This window comes from Fulvivirga maritima, from assembly GCF_021389955.1.
Taxonomy (GTDB): domain Bacteria; phylum Bacteroidota; class Bacteroidia; order Cytophagales; family Cyclobacteriaceae; genus Fulvivirga; species Fulvivirga maritima.
This window is the reverse complement of sequence record NZ_CP089980.1, coordinates 512,357-528,462: the sequence shown is the minus strand read 5'-3', so window position 1 is coordinate 528,462 and position 16,106 is coordinate 512,357. Positions and strand designations below refer to the sequence as shown.

20 protein-coding genes are annotated in these 16,106 nt (G+C 38.2%); 8 read left to right on the top strand and 12 right to left on the bottom strand.

Annotated features, from left to right (window positions below):
- Positions 1 to 143 precede the first annotated feature (143 nt).
- A complete protein-coding gene (gene sucD, locus LVD15_RS02295; protein WP_233778675.1) occupies positions 144 to 1,019 on the top strand; it encodes a succinate--CoA ligase subunit alpha in 876 nt (291 codons plus the stop codon).
- A 38-nt stretch (positions 1,020 to 1,057) separates the two neighbouring features.
- On the opposite strand, the gene LVD15_RS02290 is transcribed toward sucD, so the two are convergent.
- Genes LVD15_RS02290 through LVD15_RS02270 form a run of 5 tightly spaced genes read right to left on the bottom strand, consistent with a single transcriptional unit; the run spans position 1,058 to position 5,596 of the window.
- A complete protein-coding gene (locus tag LVD15_RS02290) occupies positions 1,058 to 1,588 on the bottom strand; it encodes an NADPH-dependent FMN reductase (RefSeq protein WP_233778674.1) in 531 nt (176 codons plus the stop codon).
- Between the two features lies 1 nt (position 1,589).
- Complete coding sequence (locus LVD15_RS02285) at positions 1,590 to 2,285, bottom strand: head GIN domain-containing protein (RefSeq protein ID WP_233778673.1); 696 nt, start codon at positions 2,283 to 2,285, stop codon at positions 1,590 to 1,592.
- A gap of 53 nt (positions 2,286 to 2,338) precedes the next feature.
- The gene (locus LVD15_RS02280) at positions 2,339 to 3,418 is read right to left on the bottom strand and encodes an acyloxyacyl hydrolase (protein WP_233778672.1); all 1,080 of its coding nucleotides are present in this window, start codon (positions 3,416 to 3,418) and stop codon (positions 2,339 to 2,341) included.
- Positions 3,419 to 3,476: 58 nt separating this feature from the next.
- Complete coding sequence (gene kdsB / locus LVD15_RS02275) at positions 3,477 to 4,214, bottom strand: 3-deoxy-manno-octulosonate cytidylyltransferase (protein ID WP_233778671.1); 738 nt, start codon at positions 4,212 to 4,214, stop codon at positions 3,477 to 3,479.
- Positions 4,211 to 5,596: an NfeD family protein gene (locus LVD15_RS02270; protein WP_233778670.1), complete on the bottom strand. Its 1,386-nt coding sequence runs from the start codon at positions 5,594 to 5,596 to the stop codon at positions 4,211 to 4,213. Before LVD15_RS02270 ends, kdsB begins: the two co-directional genes overlap by 4 nt.
- A gap of 22 nt (positions 5,597 to 5,618) precedes the next feature.
- Between LVD15_RS02270 and LVD15_RS02265 the strand changes: the two genes are divergently transcribed.
- The 3 genes from LVD15_RS02265 to LVD15_RS02255 are packed head-to-tail and all read left to right on the top strand — an operon-like array spanning position 5,619 to position 8,401.
- On the top strand, positions 5,619 to 6,404 hold the full coding sequence (locus LVD15_RS02265; RefSeq protein WP_233778669.1) for a DUF4905 domain-containing protein: 786 nt from the start codon (positions 5,619 to 5,621) through the stop codon (positions 6,402 to 6,404).
- A 50-nt stretch (positions 6,405 to 6,454) separates the two neighbouring features.
- Positions 6,455 to 7,615 carry a LysM peptidoglycan-binding domain-containing protein gene (locus tag LVD15_RS02260; RefSeq protein ID WP_233778668.1) on the top strand — a complete coding sequence of 387 codons (1,161 nt, stop codon included), beginning with the start codon at positions 6,455 to 6,457 and terminating at the stop codon, positions 7,613 to 7,615.
- Positions 7,616 to 7,618: 3 nt separating this feature from the next.
- Positions 7,619 to 8,401: a TIGR02757 family protein gene (locus tag LVD15_RS02255; protein WP_233778667.1), complete on the top strand. Its 783-nt coding sequence runs from the start codon at positions 7,619 to 7,621 to the stop codon at positions 8,399 to 8,401.
- 1 nt (position 8,402) lies between these two features.
- On the opposite strand, the gene pyrE is transcribed toward LVD15_RS02255, so the two are convergent.
- Complete coding sequence (pyrE, locus tag LVD15_RS02250) at positions 8,403 to 9,038, bottom strand: orotate phosphoribosyltransferase (protein ID WP_305038978.1); 636 nt, start codon at positions 9,036 to 9,038, stop codon at positions 8,403 to 8,405.
- Between the two features lie 102 nt (positions 9,039 to 9,140).
- Between pyrE and LVD15_RS02245 the strand changes: the two genes are divergently transcribed.
- Positions 9,141 to 9,833, top strand: coding sequence for an NUDIX hydrolase (locus tag LVD15_RS02245; protein ID WP_233778666.1), 693 nt, complete (start codon positions 9,141 to 9,143; stop codon positions 9,831 to 9,833).
- A gap of 16 nt (positions 9,834 to 9,849) precedes the next feature.
- Here the strand turns inward: LVD15_RS02245 and coaD are convergent, their stop codons facing one another.
- The 4 genes from coaD to LVD15_RS02225 all read right to left on the bottom strand — a co-directional run bounded on the left by coaD (position 9,850) and on the right by LVD15_RS02225 (position 12,591).
- Positions 9,850 to 10,311 (bottom strand): pantetheine-phosphate adenylyltransferase, encoded by a 462-nt coding sequence (gene coaD / locus LVD15_RS02240; RefSeq protein ID WP_233778665.1) that lies wholly within the window; start codon positions 10,309 to 10,311, stop codon positions 9,850 to 9,852.
- A 15-nt stretch (positions 10,312 to 10,326) separates the two neighbouring features.
- A complete protein-coding gene (locus tag LVD15_RS02235) occupies positions 10,327 to 11,214 on the bottom strand; it encodes a DUF3822 family protein (protein WP_233778664.1) in 888 nt (295 codons plus the stop codon).
- A gap of 4 nt (positions 11,215 to 11,218) precedes the next feature.
- Entirely contained in the window at positions 11,219 to 12,028 is an 810-nt protein-coding gene (locus tag LVD15_RS02230; protein ID WP_233778663.1) for a biotin/lipoyl attachment domain-containing protein, read from the bottom strand.
- Positions 12,029 to 12,111: 83 nt separating this feature from the next.
- Positions 12,112 to 12,591 (bottom strand): NUDIX domain-containing protein, encoded by a 480-nt coding sequence (locus LVD15_RS02225; RefSeq protein WP_233778662.1) that lies wholly within the window; start codon positions 12,589 to 12,591, stop codon positions 12,112 to 12,114.
- An 85-nt stretch (positions 12,592 to 12,676) separates the two neighbouring features.
- Between LVD15_RS02225 and LVD15_RS02220 the strand changes: the two genes are divergently transcribed.
- The 3 genes from LVD15_RS02220 (at position 12,677) to LVD15_RS02210 (ending at position 15,001) form a co-directional block, all read left to right on the top strand.
- Positions 12,677 to 13,114 carry a PaaI family thioesterase gene (locus LVD15_RS02220; RefSeq protein WP_233778661.1) on the top strand — a complete coding sequence of 146 codons (438 nt, stop codon included), beginning with the start codon at positions 12,677 to 12,679 and terminating at the stop codon, positions 13,112 to 13,114.
- Positions 13,115 to 13,122: 8 nt separating this feature from the next.
- Positions 13,123 to 14,526, top strand: a complete 1,404-nt coding sequence (locus LVD15_RS02215) for an ATP-dependent DNA helicase (protein ID WP_233778660.1) — start codon at positions 13,123 to 13,125, stop codon at positions 14,524 to 14,526.
- Positions 14,527 to 14,596: 70 nt separating this feature from the next.
- Positions 14,597 to 15,001 (top strand): DUF1573 domain-containing protein, encoded by a 405-nt coding sequence (locus LVD15_RS02210; RefSeq protein WP_233778659.1) that lies wholly within the window; start codon positions 14,597 to 14,599, stop codon positions 14,999 to 15,001.
- A 36-nt stretch (positions 15,002 to 15,037) separates the two neighbouring features.
- Here LVD15_RS02210 and LVD15_RS02205 read toward each other — a convergent pair whose 3' ends face one another.
- Positions 15,038 to 15,433 (bottom strand): DUF423 domain-containing protein, encoded by a 396-nt coding sequence (locus LVD15_RS02205; RefSeq protein WP_233778658.1) that lies wholly within the window; start codon positions 15,431 to 15,433, stop codon positions 15,038 to 15,040.
- A complete protein-coding gene (locus LVD15_RS02200) occupies positions 15,423 to 16,100 on the bottom strand; it encodes a YggS family pyridoxal phosphate-dependent enzyme (protein ID WP_370687410.1) in 678 nt (225 codons plus the stop codon). The genes LVD15_RS02205 and LVD15_RS02200 overlap by 11 nt, the downstream gene beginning before the upstream one ends.
- Between the last annotated feature and the right edge of the window lie 6 nt (positions 16,101 to 16,106).

Here is a 16,106-nt window from a genome sequence, read left to right as displayed (position 1 = left end):
TGTACGATATTAAATATTTAAGGTTTGTAAAATCCTAGAAAATATTAGAAGTAAATGATTTTTTATAATGGTTAATGCTTGTGCTAAGACTTTGCGAAAGCCATATAATATTCTATTTTTGTGCAAATTTTAACATGTGATCCATGAGTGTTTTAGTAAATAAAAATTCCAAAGTTATAGTTCAGGGTTTTACAGGCTCTGAGGGCACATTCCATGCAGGCCAAATGATAGAGTATGGTACCAATGTAGTAGGAGGTGTAACTCCTGGCAAAGGTGGCCAAACACATTTGGACAAGCCGGTTTTTAACACAGTACAGGATGCTGTTGATCAGGCTGGTGCCGATGTTTCAATCATATTTGTACCGCCAGCATTTGCAGCGGATGCTATTATGGAAGCGGCTGATGCAGGTATAAAAGTGATTATTGCAGTAACAGAAGGTATTCCTACTAAGGATATGGTAACTGCAAAAGAGTATATCAGTAATAAAGATGTAGTGCTGGTAGGACCTAACTGTCCTGGCGTTATTACTCCTGAAGAAGCAAAAGTAGGTATCATGCCTGGGTTTGTTTTCAAAAAAGGAAGAATAGGCATTGTATCTAAATCAGGAACATTGACTTATGAAGCTGCTGATCAAGTAGTGAAAGCAGGTCTTGGTGTTTCTACTGCTATCGGTATTGGTGGTGATCCTATCATAGGTACCAGTACTAAGCAAGCAGTACAATTGCTGATGGAAGATGATGAGACAGACGCTATTGTGATGATCGGTGAAATTGGTGGTAATTACGAGGCAGAGGCTGCTAGATGGATTCAGTCACAAGGCAATCCTAAGCCTGTAGTAGGCTTTATTGCTGGACAAACAGCTCCTAAAGGAAAGAGAATGGGGCACGCTGGTGCTATCATTGGTGGTGCTGATGATACTGCTGCTGCCAAAATGAAAATTATGGAAGAGTGTGGCTTACACGTGGTAGCATCTCCTGCTGATATTGGAGAGACCATGAAAAAAGCTCTAGGAAAATAAACAAAAAAGAGGCCGTTAATTAACGGCCTCTTTTTTGTTTAAAACTTTATTAGCTTTTCGGCTTGCTCTTTTATCAGTGTGGAGTATAGTTCATTTACCATGCTGCCATCTTGAAAATGCTTGTCTATATGTGATAGTTTTGGCTTTTGGGCTAACACATGCATGCCGCAGTAGTTAAAAATGTCCGTTAAATGGCTAAGCGCCATTCCTCCCCCTTGTATACCTGATGATACTCCTACCATAGCACATTTCTTGTCAGTAAAGCTGTCTGGGAACTGAAGACCGTCTATAAAGGTCTTTAAAACTCCGGGAAAAGAGCCATTGTATTCCGGTACTATAAAAACAAACTTATTATTTTCTAGCATTACTTCCCTGAAAGGATTGAAATCATGGTTTTGGCCAGAGTTTTCGTATAGTGCTGAAAAAGCAAAATCTGAAGGAAGCTCCTTTAGGTCTAAAATCTCACTCTCTACATTCATATCTTTTAGAACCTCTTGATATAATAGAGAGATTTGATATGACATAGAATCGACTCTGTTGGTGCTACAAATGATAATTATTTTTTCCATATTAATTTGTTTCATCTATTAATCGTCCCAGATTGTTGATGTTAATGTCAATGTAGTCGGGTTTTGAATTTCTCATTACAATGTCTCCTGCCGAAAGGATTTCCCCTGTAAGCGTATCCGTTACATTAACAATAATATCATTGCTTCCACGGTTGGTTACATTGGCATTTCTGATTTTAAGGTCTTCGCCTTCAAACCTGCCATCTCCTGAAGCAAAGAATATGCGAAACTGATCACACTCTCCTGAAATATAATAATTGGCTACATCATTATTAACTACTCCCAGGTACCCACAGTTTAATTTTAAAACAAAATCTCCACTTCTGTTTTCAGATGAAATGCTTATTGATTCAAAATTGAGTATGTCTGTGCTGCTTATAGTTCCTGCTCCATTATTGACGATAGAAGTGAGGTTGGGAGTGGCGACATGAAGTGTGGGGAAGTCATAACTTCGAGCCCATTTACAGCCACTTTCATTGCTTATAGTTAAGCGTTCATCGGTTACAGAGTAGTCTATGTCATTAATGAGGTTTTGGCCCACTGTAAGTGTTACACTTTGTGATTGAGCTTGAGTGATAACAACATTGAGCTCATTGTTAATGTATAAGGTGTTGAAATGATCAACCTCTAGCTCAATAGAAGTCTGTTCTCCTGCCTTTTTTAAGCAATCAGGGGCATCTTCACTATCGCATTGCATAAATAGTGCGAACGATAAAAAAGTTATAACTAGTGATTTGCTAAACATGATATTTATTTAAATCTCCATCCTATACCAAATTCAATGGCTTCGGCCTTGGCAGCATGCGTTTTAAGTGAAAAAGAAGTGTATAGATGTTTATTGAAGTATCTTCTCAAGCCCACGCGAAGGTAAATCTTGCCGAAATAATCATATTCGTCAAAGACATAATAGCCTACTTGTGTTATTACTGATAGTCTGCTAACAAATAACTCATGACTAATATTCACGCCCACTCTCATCCAGCTAGGGGTGTCAGGCTCATCCATGAGCCGCCAGTCATACTTTATATCTTCTTTCATAGATAATGATCCAAACCAGTCAAATCCGACTCCTATGGCGCTTTTATGGTTAAGCCTTTTGTCTACTACTCCTGTAAAAGTGAAAAAAGGATGCTCGCCAGTTCCTATTCTAGAGTAAGCATGTATGCCTCCGGATAGGGTGGAGGTAAATCCAATGGTTCTTTCTATGGCTTTTTCTTCAGCGTAAATGTATTCTTTGGGCTCGTAGTTAATGTTATAAGCCACACCTACATTGCCAGATACGATATTAATACCTGAGTTAGGCTTTTTTAATGATCCATTAGAGAAGTGAGTAATTGATAATGAACCTCTTAGGAAAAGCTCTTTAGTGATTTCTCTCTGGTAGGTTGCCTCCAAAATGGCAGCTACGTTAATGTCTGTGCTTAATAGGTTATTTTTGTTATTAGTCTCCTTGTCGTACTTGTTAGAGTTGTATTCCACACCAAGGCCTATTTTATAGCTAACCAGATTTTTAGATTTTCTGTTTTTGTTAAGGAAAATCTTATAGTGCGGAATAAAAGCAATGGACTCACCGATTATGTCATTTTTATAATCTATGTAAACCATGGTGAAGCCAATATCAGGAAAGTTAAAACGCTGCTCCCAGGCTTTATCTCCAAATGTTTGTCTATCAAAAGTTAGTCTTACCCCTACAGGATGATTGGTTATTAAATGAGCAATCTGTGGTTTATGCTCTAATATAAATCCACCCAGAAATTCGGCGCTAACCACTTTATTTCCGCTACCCCTAAACTGCGCCTTCCCCGAAAGGGAGAAAAGTATAAAAAACAATAAACAAAGGCATATAACCTTTCTCTTTGAAAGATAAGACATCTGTATAAAAAGCTTGTTATTTTAAAAATGGCTGTAGTTTATCCAGATCCTCAGGCGTGTCTATGCCAATAGAGTCATGTTCTGTTTCTGCTACTTTTATACTATATCCGTTTTCTATCCAGCGAAGTTGTTCCAGGGATTCAGCCTTTTCCAGAGAGGATACCTCAAGCTGGGTGATTTTCTCTAATATATCTGTTCTATAAGCATAGATGCCTATGTGGCGGAAATACCTGTGCTGATCCAGCCATTGGTCACTTGTATGCTGCCTGTTATGTGGAAGCGGGCTGCGGCTGAAATATATGGCCTTTTGGTTTTTGTCAAAAATAACTTTAACCACATTAGGGTTGAACAAGTCTTCTTTGCTATCAATTGCTTTTATCAGGGTGCCTAATTCTGTCTGGCCATCCAGCATTTGAGCTATCAAATTGATCTGGTCAGGATCTATAAAAGGCTCATCTCCCTGTATGTTGATCACATAATCATACTGCTGCTCTTGCTTATTCAATGCTTCAAAGCATCTGTCAGTGCCGCTTTCATGGTCTTGGCGAGTCATGACAGCTTTACCTCCATGATTGGTGATTTCATTATAAATATCATCATGGTCAGTAGCTACCACTACATCTGTGATCATAGAGGCCTTGAGAGCTTGCTCATATACCCTACGCACCATAGTTTTGCCACCTATATCAGCTAAAGCCTTTGCCGGAAAGCGGCTGGAGCCGTACCTGGCAGGAATAATTCCCAGTATTCTCATTGATCTAATTTCACTTTTAAGGAAGTGCCCTCATCACTAGTCACTATTATCTTCTCTCCTTTAGAAATATAGTCGCCTCGTGTGTAGGCATCATAAATCTCATTTTCAATTATCACTTTACCGCTGGGGCGCAATACGGTATACGCTTCACCTTTTTTGTCTACCATTGATTCTGTTTTGAAGTTAGACGTATATCCTTCTTTTTTATCCATGGTATCAGTGAGCGCTATGCTTGCAAATGCTTTTGATTCCGTGAGTTTAACCCCACCTACAAAAAGCAATATCAAGCTCCCCAGAAATGCACCTAAGGTTACAGTGACTGCTACCAAGAGGTCATTTATTCCTACAAAGCTAAAATTAAATATGTCATTATTTAGCATTACTAATATTAATGATCCTAAGGTGAAGGTAATGCCCAGCACGCCAGCCACGCCAAAGCCAGGTATAACGAATACTTCCATGGCTATAAGTACTATGCCTATGACAAAGCATATTATCTCCCAGTTAGCTGCCAAGCCATTGAGGTAATAGGGTACAAAATATAATATGGCAGCCAGTATAGCAGCGGCTATAGGAAAGCCTACGCCAGGAGTTTGTAACTCAAACCATATACCGCCGATAATTACCAGGATGAGAATTCCGCTAATAAAGGGATTTAAGAAAATAGATATGATCTTTTCTGTGGCTCCCAGTTCATATTCGTCTATGGTATAATTGGTTACACCGTTTTTTTCTAAAATTTCACTAATGCTATTTACCTTGCCTTCACAGAATCCGTATTTAATAGCCTCTGTAGTAGAAAAAGTGATTACCTGTCCTGCCTTTGAAACACTGTCTACTTCTAAAGATTGGTCTACCATAGCCTCAGCTATTTTTGGGTCTCTGCCATTCTCTTCAGCAATTGAGCGCATAGTACTCCGCATATAAGATTGGTACTTATCCGGGGCCGCTGCGCCGTCAGAGGTGACTACTGTGGCAGCACCAATATTAGCTCCGGGTGCCATGTAAATACTGTCACAGCTGATGGAGATTAGCGCGCCTGCTGAAGCGGCATCTTTATTAATGAAAACCCAGACTGGCTTTTCAAAATTCATGATATTTTCTACGATGTCTTTAGCATCAGTTACGGCACCTCCATAGGTATCCATGTCTACAATTACATAGTCAGCTTCTATCTCGGTAGCATGTTCTAGTGCCAGCTCCACGTACCTATTCATACGAGGGTCTATTTCTGCTCTTATTTTCATAACCATCACCTTATCAGGTTCAGTTTCTTGGGCAGAGCAGAGTAGCGGAGCAGTAGTTAGCGCTATGAAAGCTGCCAGAATGTATATCTTTTTTAATATCACTTTTTTAGACTTATTAATGCCGTAGTTTTGCATAAAATAACAAATAAATCAGCATGTGAGAAAGCTCAATCTTAATTTTTCATATTTGTTTGAAGGTAAAGTTTGGAATATCATTTCATCCTCAGACCAGTCATTACTAATAGAGGTGCGGCATCCGGATCAGTTCGTGGTAGAATATAGTTTGCTCGATTTAAATAAAGAGGCATTTGTATTTGAAGGCCTGCGTTTTGAGGAAAACTGGTGGATTAGTGCAGCGCATATTCATAATGATAATGCTTTGTTTTACACTTACGGAGGGAAGGATAATCCTGATTACAAGGATTTTTTTTCGTATTCCATTAGTGCTGAAAAAGTAATTTGGACTCAAGAAGATGTAAGACTGCTTAAAGCGGTGAATGATAGACTTTTGTTCGAAATAAAGGGCAAGGAAGAACAACTTACGCTTGGTCTGGTTTCTGGTAATGAAGTTGGTTCAATAGTTGATGATGAACATCGAAATAAATCAATAGTTCAGCCGTTTTACTATCAGCAAAACACAAAGCATTTTGAAACTGTACATAAATTCATACAAAAAAAGTGGCAAATAGAGTCTGAGAAAGGTGTTCACTATTTTGAAAATGAAACTTTTGTAATAATTTCTTATTATTATGCTGAAAATAAGGGTTTAACGAATAATTTGGTGGTAATGGACAGGCAAGGAAATCTCCTTTTGCAAGAAGTTATTGGTAAAGACCTGCCGGGAATTGCAGATGATACTTTCTTCATTTATGATGACCAGCTTATCTTTGTAAAAGAGAATTCTGAGCTTTTTGTATATCAATTATTGATGGCTGACGTATAATATTTTATACATCGGATTGTTATTTATCTGTTAAAAAGAAGTAGATATAAATGAAATATTTTTTAATAGTTGCGCTTATCGGTTTTAGTTCTATTGCTCATGCAGAATTTCTTAGTCTTAAAGATTCTGTAGGGGTAGAAAAGACGAATGGCAAAACATTAATTCTTCATAAAGTGGAGAATAGCGAAACTTTATATTCTTTGTCTAGAAGATATAATGTTTCTATATACAATATTATTAAGCAAAACCCACCTGTAGAGTTTGGTTTGGAAGTAGGGCAGATAGTGAAGATTCCTTATGAAAAATCCAAAGCAAAACTGGTAGCTTCAAAGCCTAAGGATACCCCTGCGGCACCAGTTAGGGAAGTTGAAAAGGAGACAGCAGTAGTAGCTAATGATCCAGGTAAAAAGCCAGAGCAAATTATACACGTGGTAAAGCCAAAAGAAACGGTTTATTCTATTTCTCGACAGTATAATGTAAGTATTGATGACCTTAAAAGTTGGAATAACTTAAAAGACAATATATTGGATATAGGTCAGGAGTTAATCATTAAACAATCTGCTCCTGCTGTAGATAGAGAGAGAGTAGTTACTCAGCCATCTTCAAGCGAAGTGGAAGAAAATACGCATGTGGTAGAAGCCGGCGAGACGTTATATTCATTGTCAAAGAAATATGATGTGTCCCTGCAAGATCTTTCAAAATGGAATGATCTTCCTGATTATAATATTAGCGTAGGTCAGAAGTTAATTGTAGGTAAAATATCTGCCAGAGCGGTAACTCAGGAAGTAGTAGCGCAGAGGCCTGTATTACGCCTTTCAGATCAGCTGAAGGTGGATGAATCTACCACCACCAGCAGCAATGAATTTCCTACAGTAAACCGCAAAAAGGATAGTACAGCTACCAGTTCCTCAGTATCAGAAGGGGAAACCACATTTAAAAAAGAGGTTTTAGAGTCAGGAAATGCTCAGCTTATAGAGGGTTCTGAAAATACCCGTAAATACCTGGCCTTACACAGAACGGCCAAGATAGGTACAATAATGAAGGTAAGAAATGAAATGAACGGGCAAGAGGTGTTTGTAAGGGTGATGGGTAAACTGCCTGATACTGGAGTGAATGAAAATGTCCTTATTAAAATATCTAAGTCAGCGTATGATCGTTTGGGAGCTATAGATCCTAAATTTCGTGTTTCTGTTTCATACATCCCTCAGTAGATTTTGAATATAGCCGATACTGAAAAGCTAAAGCATTTTTTAGATACTAAGGTGGAGGAGTATAATCAGCCGGGTTTTATTATTAATGATCCGGTATCTATCCCTCATCTGTATAAAAATAAGCAAGATATAGAGATCTCAGGCTTTATTGCTGCTGTACTGGCTTGGGGGCAACGCATTACTATTATCAATAAATGCAAGGAGCTGTTTGCTTTGATGGATAATGCTCCTTATGATTTTATAATGAATCATGAAGATAGTGATCTGAAGAGGTTTCTTGCCTTTAAACATCGCACTTTTAATGCTACTGATACTTTATATTTTATAGAATACTTCAGAAGCTTTTATGAAAAGCATGAATCATTAGAAGAGGCCTTTTTAATTGGCTTGGGTGAAGATGATGAGACTGTTGAGGCAGGGCTCAAGAACTTTCATAATCAGTTTTTCAGCCTTGAAGATGCGCCTCAGCGTACCAGAAAGCACATAGCTACTCCCGAAAGAAAGTCTGCCTGCAAACGCATCAATATGTTTTTGCGCTGGATGGTCAGAAAAGATAATAAAGGAGTGGATTTTGGCTTTTGGGAAAAGATTAAGCCCAGCCAGCTGGTTTGTCCTTGTGATTTACATGTAGATAGAGTGGCCAGAAAACTGGGCCTTATTACCAGAAAGCAAACTGATTGGCAAACCGCAGTAGAACTAACGGCTCACCTAAAAAAGTTTGATGCTGAAGACCCTGTTAAATATGACTTTGCCCTGTTTGGTCTTGGGGTAGAAGAGAAATTTTAGATTACTGTCTCCAGCTACCAGGGTTGCTTCTCCATTCTTTAAGAGATTCAATCTGGTCATCACTTACATATCCTCTTTTTAAGGCTTCTTCAATTAATAATCCATAATTGCTTAAGCATACTAAAGGCACGTCAGCATTGCTGAAGTTTTCAGTGGCTACATCAAATCCATAAGTAAATATGGCAGCCATGCCCAGTACTTCCATTTTAGCTTCTCTAAGGGCTTCTACGGCTTTCAGGGAGCTGCCTCCGGTAGATACCAGGTCTTCTATAACTACTACCTTTTGTTCTTCGGTGATTTTGCCCTCTATCATGTTTTCCATTCCATGACCTTTGGGCTTAGATCTCACGTATATAAAAGGTACTCCTAGCGCCTCAGCCACTAATGCACCTTGAGGAATTCCTGCTGTGGCTACACCTGCTATGGCTTCTACCTCTGGGTAATTTTCTTTTATGGTGTTAGCTAAGGCCTCTTTTATTAAGGTTCTTGTTTCTGGATATGATAAAGAAAGGCGATTATCACAATAAATAGGTGATTTCCAGCCAGAACTCCAGGTGAAAGGATCATCAAGGTTGAGTTTAATGGCTTCTATATCCAAAAGCTTGGCCGCAATAGTATATCCGATATCTGTAGACATGATAAAAACTTTTGCTTGCGAAAATATGGATTAAAAAACTTAAATTCTATTGGCGCGCTGCCAAATATTTTTTTCATTTGTGATCAGACTAATTATTCTTAGATGAACCTATTCATCAATGACATTCCTGTTCAGCTTGTGCGGTCCTCAGAAAGGCCAAATAAGAGTGAATTCAATAATATAATTAATGCAGAAATTGAGCCTATTACTCAGGCCAAGTTATTGCATAGAGTGTGGATAAAGCATGCTAAGCGCGAAGACCTGGATCAGCTTTTTGATCTATTGGATACTACCGTGCCGCAAGGGCTTATTTCTATCACCCTTACTATTGACGATTATGATGATATGAAGAAATTTCTGAAGAAGAAATTTAAAGTCATAAAGGCGGCTGGTGGGCTGGTGAGAAAAAAGGATAAAATCCTTATGATCTATAGACTCAAAAAATGGGACTTGCCTAAAGGAAAGCTCGATAAGGGCGAAAGTATCCGTGAGGCCGCAGTAAGGGAAGTGCAGGAAGAGTGCAATGTTAAGGTAGAGTTAAATGATAAAATCTGTACTACCTGGCATACCTACACTATGAAGAAACGCAGAATCCTGAAGAAAACTTCATGGTATACTATGGATATAGTTAAGGATTCTAAGATGAAGCCCCAGACCGAAGAGGATATTGAAGAAGTAAGATGGATGACCCGAAAGGAAGTTTTTCATGCCTTACAGGATTCTTACAAATCTATAGGTTTTGTATTTGACTGCTATTTTAAGAAAGAGAAGCAGGCAGAAGAAGCCAAACTATAATTCTTGGAGAATAATCTTATTTGGGAAGTTTGTAGGGGATGAAATCATCAACATTTCCTCCATATCTGTGAACTTCCCTGATAATGGAGCTACTTATAGCTGCTAATTCCGGAGAAGTAATCAAAAATACAGACTCAAGATGCTCATAAAGGTATTTGTTTACCTGAGCAATGCTGTTTTCATATTCAAAGTCAGTAGTATTTCTTAGGCCTCTAAGCAGGTAGTTCGCGTTGTGCTTTCTGGCCAGATCAGCGGTAAGCTCGTTATAAACTACCACTTTTATATTATCATGATTGCTGAAAGTCTGCTCTATAAGCTCTACCATCACCTCTATTTCAAAGTAGCGATTGGTTTTCTTGCTATTATGCCCTATGGCTATAATGATTTCATCAAAAAGCGTTAGGCCACGCAGTACTATGTCCTCATGTCCTCTCGTAAAAGGATCAAAGGAGCCAGGAAAAACAGCTGTTTTTTTCATGAGGAAAAGTAATGGTTAGTCACACAAATGAATACTGTACAGATCAAAATAATGATGGTCTTGTACTTCATCAAATAGGTAACCAAAGTTTAGGTATGAAGGTCTGTCTCCAAAGGAAATGTTCTTAATGAACTTATAGAATTCCTGATAATGAGGAGATTGTTTTCCTATATAACCCCAAAGTACTACATCACTCTTTTGCTGGTTTTTCTGTAATCCTTTCATTACCAGCATAATGTACTTAATGTAGTCGTTGAATTGCTTTATAGAAAATTGATTGTAATACTCCAGCTTATTGTTTTTCAAGGTGAGAATGTGCAGCTTGAAACGGTCAATATATAAATAGAGAGTATTTTTCTTATTAGATTGTTCGAAGTTGGTTATTCCTTCTATCAGTGCACTTGACTGATGGATGAAGCCTACATCTGCGTTAGGGTATAAGCCTTTAATCCAAGAGTGAAGGTTTCTATTTACCGCAAAAATACAGATAGCATCTGATTTTATATGCTTGTAATATAGCACCTCTTCTATGTCAGTGTTTACCTTGCTGTTTAACTTTAAGTAGTCTACAGCGGCCTCTTTTACAAAGAGAGAAGAAGGAACAAGAGAGAATTTACTATTCTTAAGACTTATCCTTACGTTTTTCCAGAACCCGGCCATTAGGAGGTGGTGTTCTTCAAAAAGAGATTGTAGGATCGTTAAGAACTGTGAGTGAGTTTTAGCACTTGCAAGAACATAATCTTCGAGCAAGAGTGTACGGTTGCTGGTAGAATCTACTACAGCCACCTGTAAGTCTCTGATTCCTATTTGAACCATAAGATTGTAAAGATGAAGTTTGTCTACATCAAACTTTTCATCTTTTATTTTCTTTATGAGCTTATAGCTGGCTGTAGTTGTATCCAAAATTTTATTCCCAGTTTCCTGAAGTTGTTACATCTGTTCTGCTACCAAATCTAAGAGGACGTCTGTTTTTACTATCAGCATCTTCTTTTCTGGTTTCGTCGAATGGTTGAGGGTTTTTAACCTCAATCACATTTACCGCGGTTCCATTTTTATCTAATTGGGCAGCGTATATTTCAAATTTTACGTCCTCGTATCCAGGTACGTAAGCTAGTTTACTAAGATCAGTGTTAGGGTTAAATCTGGTTTCTTCAAGAGTCATTAAAAGATCTCCTTTATTAAGCTCTTGTCCAGGCTTCACATCTTCTATTTTTACCACCTTACCATTGTCTCTGAATTTATGAGTAGAGTTTTTTCCCTCTTGCTTCAAAACGTAGGCACTGCTGTTTTTTGTTACCTGATCACCTAGCTTAGCAACAAATTTAACAAAAATACCGTGGTTGGCTGCAGTTACGTTATGAGTTTCGTAGAAGATTCTTTCTTTGGCAGGTATCATACCCAAGGTGTCATAGGTTACTACTGTGCTATCTGCACCGTAGGCTAGAGTGAAAATTTCTTCTTTTCTTTCAATTATTGGGAACTGGCCATTTTTAATAAAATCAGCTAGTTTATCCCAGTCACTGGTGTATTTTCCGTTTACCTCCTGATATGCCGTTTCAGCTTCCCTGATAAGTTGTAGTTTATAAATAACAGCTGCTTCTTGGCTAGCTATTCTTTCTTTTGCCTCGATTTTAGTGGTGATGTCTCTAGTTAAATAGACAGCCAAACTAACGCTGCAAATGAATAATATTAAAGAAACGATTTTGGTGACATTCATTTTCTAGGATTTTTTTGGTGCAATAATAAAACTTTTGAATTGCAATACATAATATATTAAACCGCTATTTTATGCAATTATGATCAAAATTTAAAATAGCCGCGCATATTTATAAGCGTTTTTTTGTTACTCACTCCATGAAGTGTATTATGTATTGTTTTTGTATCCATAATCTGTAATTCTGAGAAAGTCACAAACTTAATATCTCTCATTATCTGATTTTCTTTACTTAACTCAGGGTCAGTACCTAAGCCGAGCATGCCAGAACTAATTTCTACCAAAAAAAATAACTCCACAGCATGTAGTGGCGGCGTAATTACTTCATTGGCAAACAGAAATTCTTTCACCTCTACTTTTAGGCCTGTTTCTTCTTCAAATTCTCTCGTTAATGCATCCTCTGCACTTTCTCCAAACTCTACACCACCGCCAGGAGGCGCCCATAGAATTCCTTCTGAGCCTACGCCTTCGTGTTTAACAAGCAAGAGCCCATCCTGTTTAAAGCATAGGCCACAAACTCTTAATCTTATTTTGTTGCCAAATGATTGTTCAACGATGTTTTTCATTTTTAATTGTTGAGGATTCTCCCCTAAATTTGATTTAAGGATCTCCTTTTCACAAATCTAAAATTTGATAGTTAAATTACTAAATATGCTTAAAACCTATAATCCTAATTACAAAAGTCGCGTAGAGAAGTTTTTGGAACGTCAGTTTTTCATGAAACATATTCATTTTTCTTTATCAGAGATTGAAGAGGGAAGCACTGAGGGCTGGTTAGAGCTGGAGGAGATGCACTTGCAGCAAAAAGGAGTAGTACATGGCGGAGTGATAGCTACCCTGGCAGATAGCACTATGGGGTTTGCAGCTTACACGCTGTTGGCTGATGATCAACATGTGGTTACTGGCGAACTAAAAGTGTCTTATCTTAACCCAGGAGTAGGGGACAAACTATGGGCTAAAGGCTGGGTTTTAAAACAAGGTAAAAAAGTGAACTTTTGCGAAGCGGAAGTGTATGCGTATAATGCTGAGCAACGCAAGCTGATAGCTAAAGCCAGTGCCACTATGATTACCATCTTTCCGGAGAACTAAAAGAATATATGCCAAGACCATCTCAGATATTAAAAAATAAATTTCCTTTTGAACCTACTCCGGGACAGCTCCGTCTCTTTGAACAGGTAGATCGTTTTTTGGAAGAGAAGCGCGAAAAATCGGTATTAATAATTAAGGGGTATGCTGGTACGGGTAAAACTACTGTAGTAAGTACGCTTACTCAGGTATTGCCGCTTTTTAACTCCAAGTTTGTACTTATGGCGCCTACAGGTAGGGCGGCTAAGGTGATGTCTCAATATGCTCATAGAGTAGCTTTCACTATTCATAAACGAATTTACAAACAAGTGGGTAATGAGACGGAAGGCCCCTCTTTTCAGCGACAAAAGAACTATTCTAAAAACACTGTCTTTATAGTAGATGAGGCGTCTATGATCAATGAAGATAGGAGTTATGGAAGTAGGGGCTTGCTGAGTGATTTGTTTGATTTTGTGTTTTCTGAAGAAAGTAATAAGCTTATTTTAATAGGAGATGATGCTCAGCTTCCGCCAGTAGGTCAGCTGATTAGTCCTGCTTTAGATAAAGATTACCTAGAAGGAGCATATTCTGCTTCAGTGCATCATGCTATGCTTACAGAAGTGATGCGGCAGGAAGGGGATTCTGGTATTCTAATGAATGCTACAGGATTAAGAAATTTGCTTTCCACTGAAAAGCCACAGATTCAGTTTACCACCAAAGGCCATCAGGATATATTTAAAATGACAGGTGAGCGAATGGAAGATGGCCTTAGGTACGCTTATGATAATTTTGGTATGGAGAATACTATTATCATTTGCAGATCAAACAAACTGGCAAATAATTATAATCAATATATCAGAAATAGGATTCACTTTTATGAATCAGAGCTGGAGGTAGGTGAAATGCTCATGATAGTGAAGAACAACTATTTATTTACACCTGATGATGTGCCTGGCAGCTTCCTGGCTAATGGTGACTTTGTGGAGGTAATGAAGATTGTGTCTTTTGAGGAAATGTATGGCTATCGTTTTGCTACGCTCCATCTGCGCATGGTAGATTACCCCACCGAAACCACTTTTGAGGCTAAAGTAATCCTGGATACGCTGCACTCAGAAACACCTTCTCTGACTTCAGAGCAAAACAGGGAGCTGTATGAGGCGGTGAGTGAAGACTATCAGGATCTGGCTTCAGTAAGAGAAAGAAGGGAAGCAATAAAAAAGGACCCTTATATGAATGCCTTGCAGGTGAAATTTGCCTATGCCCTTACCTGTCATAAATCTCAGGGTGGGCAGTGGAATGCTGTTTTTGTAGATCAGGGATATCTCAAAGAAGACGGCATAGATGCAGAGTATGTGAGGTGGCTTTATACGGCCGTAACCCGTGCTACTGATCAGCTCTTTTTGGTGAATTTTAATAAAAAAATGTTTGTTAGTTAGTATAATTTACGGCAGGATTGTTGTTCTTTATTCCTAAATTTGAAGTATAATCAATAAAAACGATCTTAATATGAAGACCTTTGTAGCATTTATTTTTGGTATTTTCGTGATATGCAGTGCCTTAGCACAGGAAGCCACTGAAGCCAAGAATGGCCCGGTGATGTCATTTGAGGAAGTGAAGCATGAGTTTGGTGATATTCATCAAGGAGATAAGGTGGAATACACCTTCGATTTTGAGAATACAGGTAATGAGCCTTTAGTGATAAGCAATGTTCAGGTTACCTGCGGATGTACTGCTTCAGATTGGCCAAGAGACCCTATAGCACCAGGACAAGCATCTAAAATTACTATTAAATTTAACAGTACCGGTAAAATGGGAGCTCAGAATAAAGTAATTACTATTGTGAGTAACGCTGTAAATGAAAATAATAGATTGGTAATTACTGCTAACGTCCTTCCTAAGGAAAGTAAGTAATTCCTGAAAAGACATTAAAATATAAAAGGCTGCTTCTTAAGAGGCAGCCTTTTGTATTTTAGTAATTCCTATTAAAAAGAGTATCCAGCCGAGGATCATCAGTACACCTCCAAAGGGAGTTATTGCTCCTAATACAGGGGTGTTAGTAATGCATAATATGTATAAAGATCCGCTGAAAATAAGGGTGCCTATAAAAGTACTGTAGGCAGCATAGCTCAATAGTTTCACTTCCCATTGGGCATGGATAATTCCGATAGCCAATAAAGCCAAGGTATGATAAAACTGATACCGAACGCCTATTTCAAAAGTATCTAATCGGCCATTTTCTATTAATAGAGGCTTTAGCCCGTGAGAGCCAAATGCGCCAATTATTACGGATAAAGCCCCCAGTACGCAGGCTGTAACCAGAATATTCTTGCTTTTACTTGTCATAATTTCTTGCTCCAAAAATAGCACTACCTACTCTTATGAGGGTACTTCCTTCTTCTATTGCTAGTTCATAGTCACCACTCATGCCCATAGATAGTTCTTGCATTTCTATATTTTCGGGTAAAGCTAAGCCAGCAGTTTTGTCAAACAAATTTTTAAGGTATCGGAATTCTTTCCTTACCTGATCCTCATTATCAGTGAAAGTAGCCATGCCCATTAAACCTACCACCTTAACGTTATTCAGAGATTTTATTTCTTCGGAGTTAATAATCTCTAAAAGCTCTTCTTCAGAAAGACCGAACTTGGTTTCTTCTTTAGCTATATGTATCTGTAGCAGGCATGAGATCACTCGTTCATTTTTGGCTCCTTGCTTGTTTATTTCCTTTAGTAATTTAAAGGTGTCAACTGAGTGAATGAGGCTTACAAAAGGCGCTATATACTTCACCTTGTTGCGCTGTAAATGACCGATCATGTGCCATTCTATATCCTTTGGAAGGACTTCATATTTGTCAGTGAGCTCCTGAACTTTGTTTTCTCCGAAAATCCTAACCCCTTCATTATAAGCTTCTTGTAGAAGTTCGATAGGTTTAGTTTTACTTACGGCAACTAATCTGCACGATTTGTCCGACAAATAATTTTGAAATTCTTTAATATTGTTTTTGATATCCACCATATA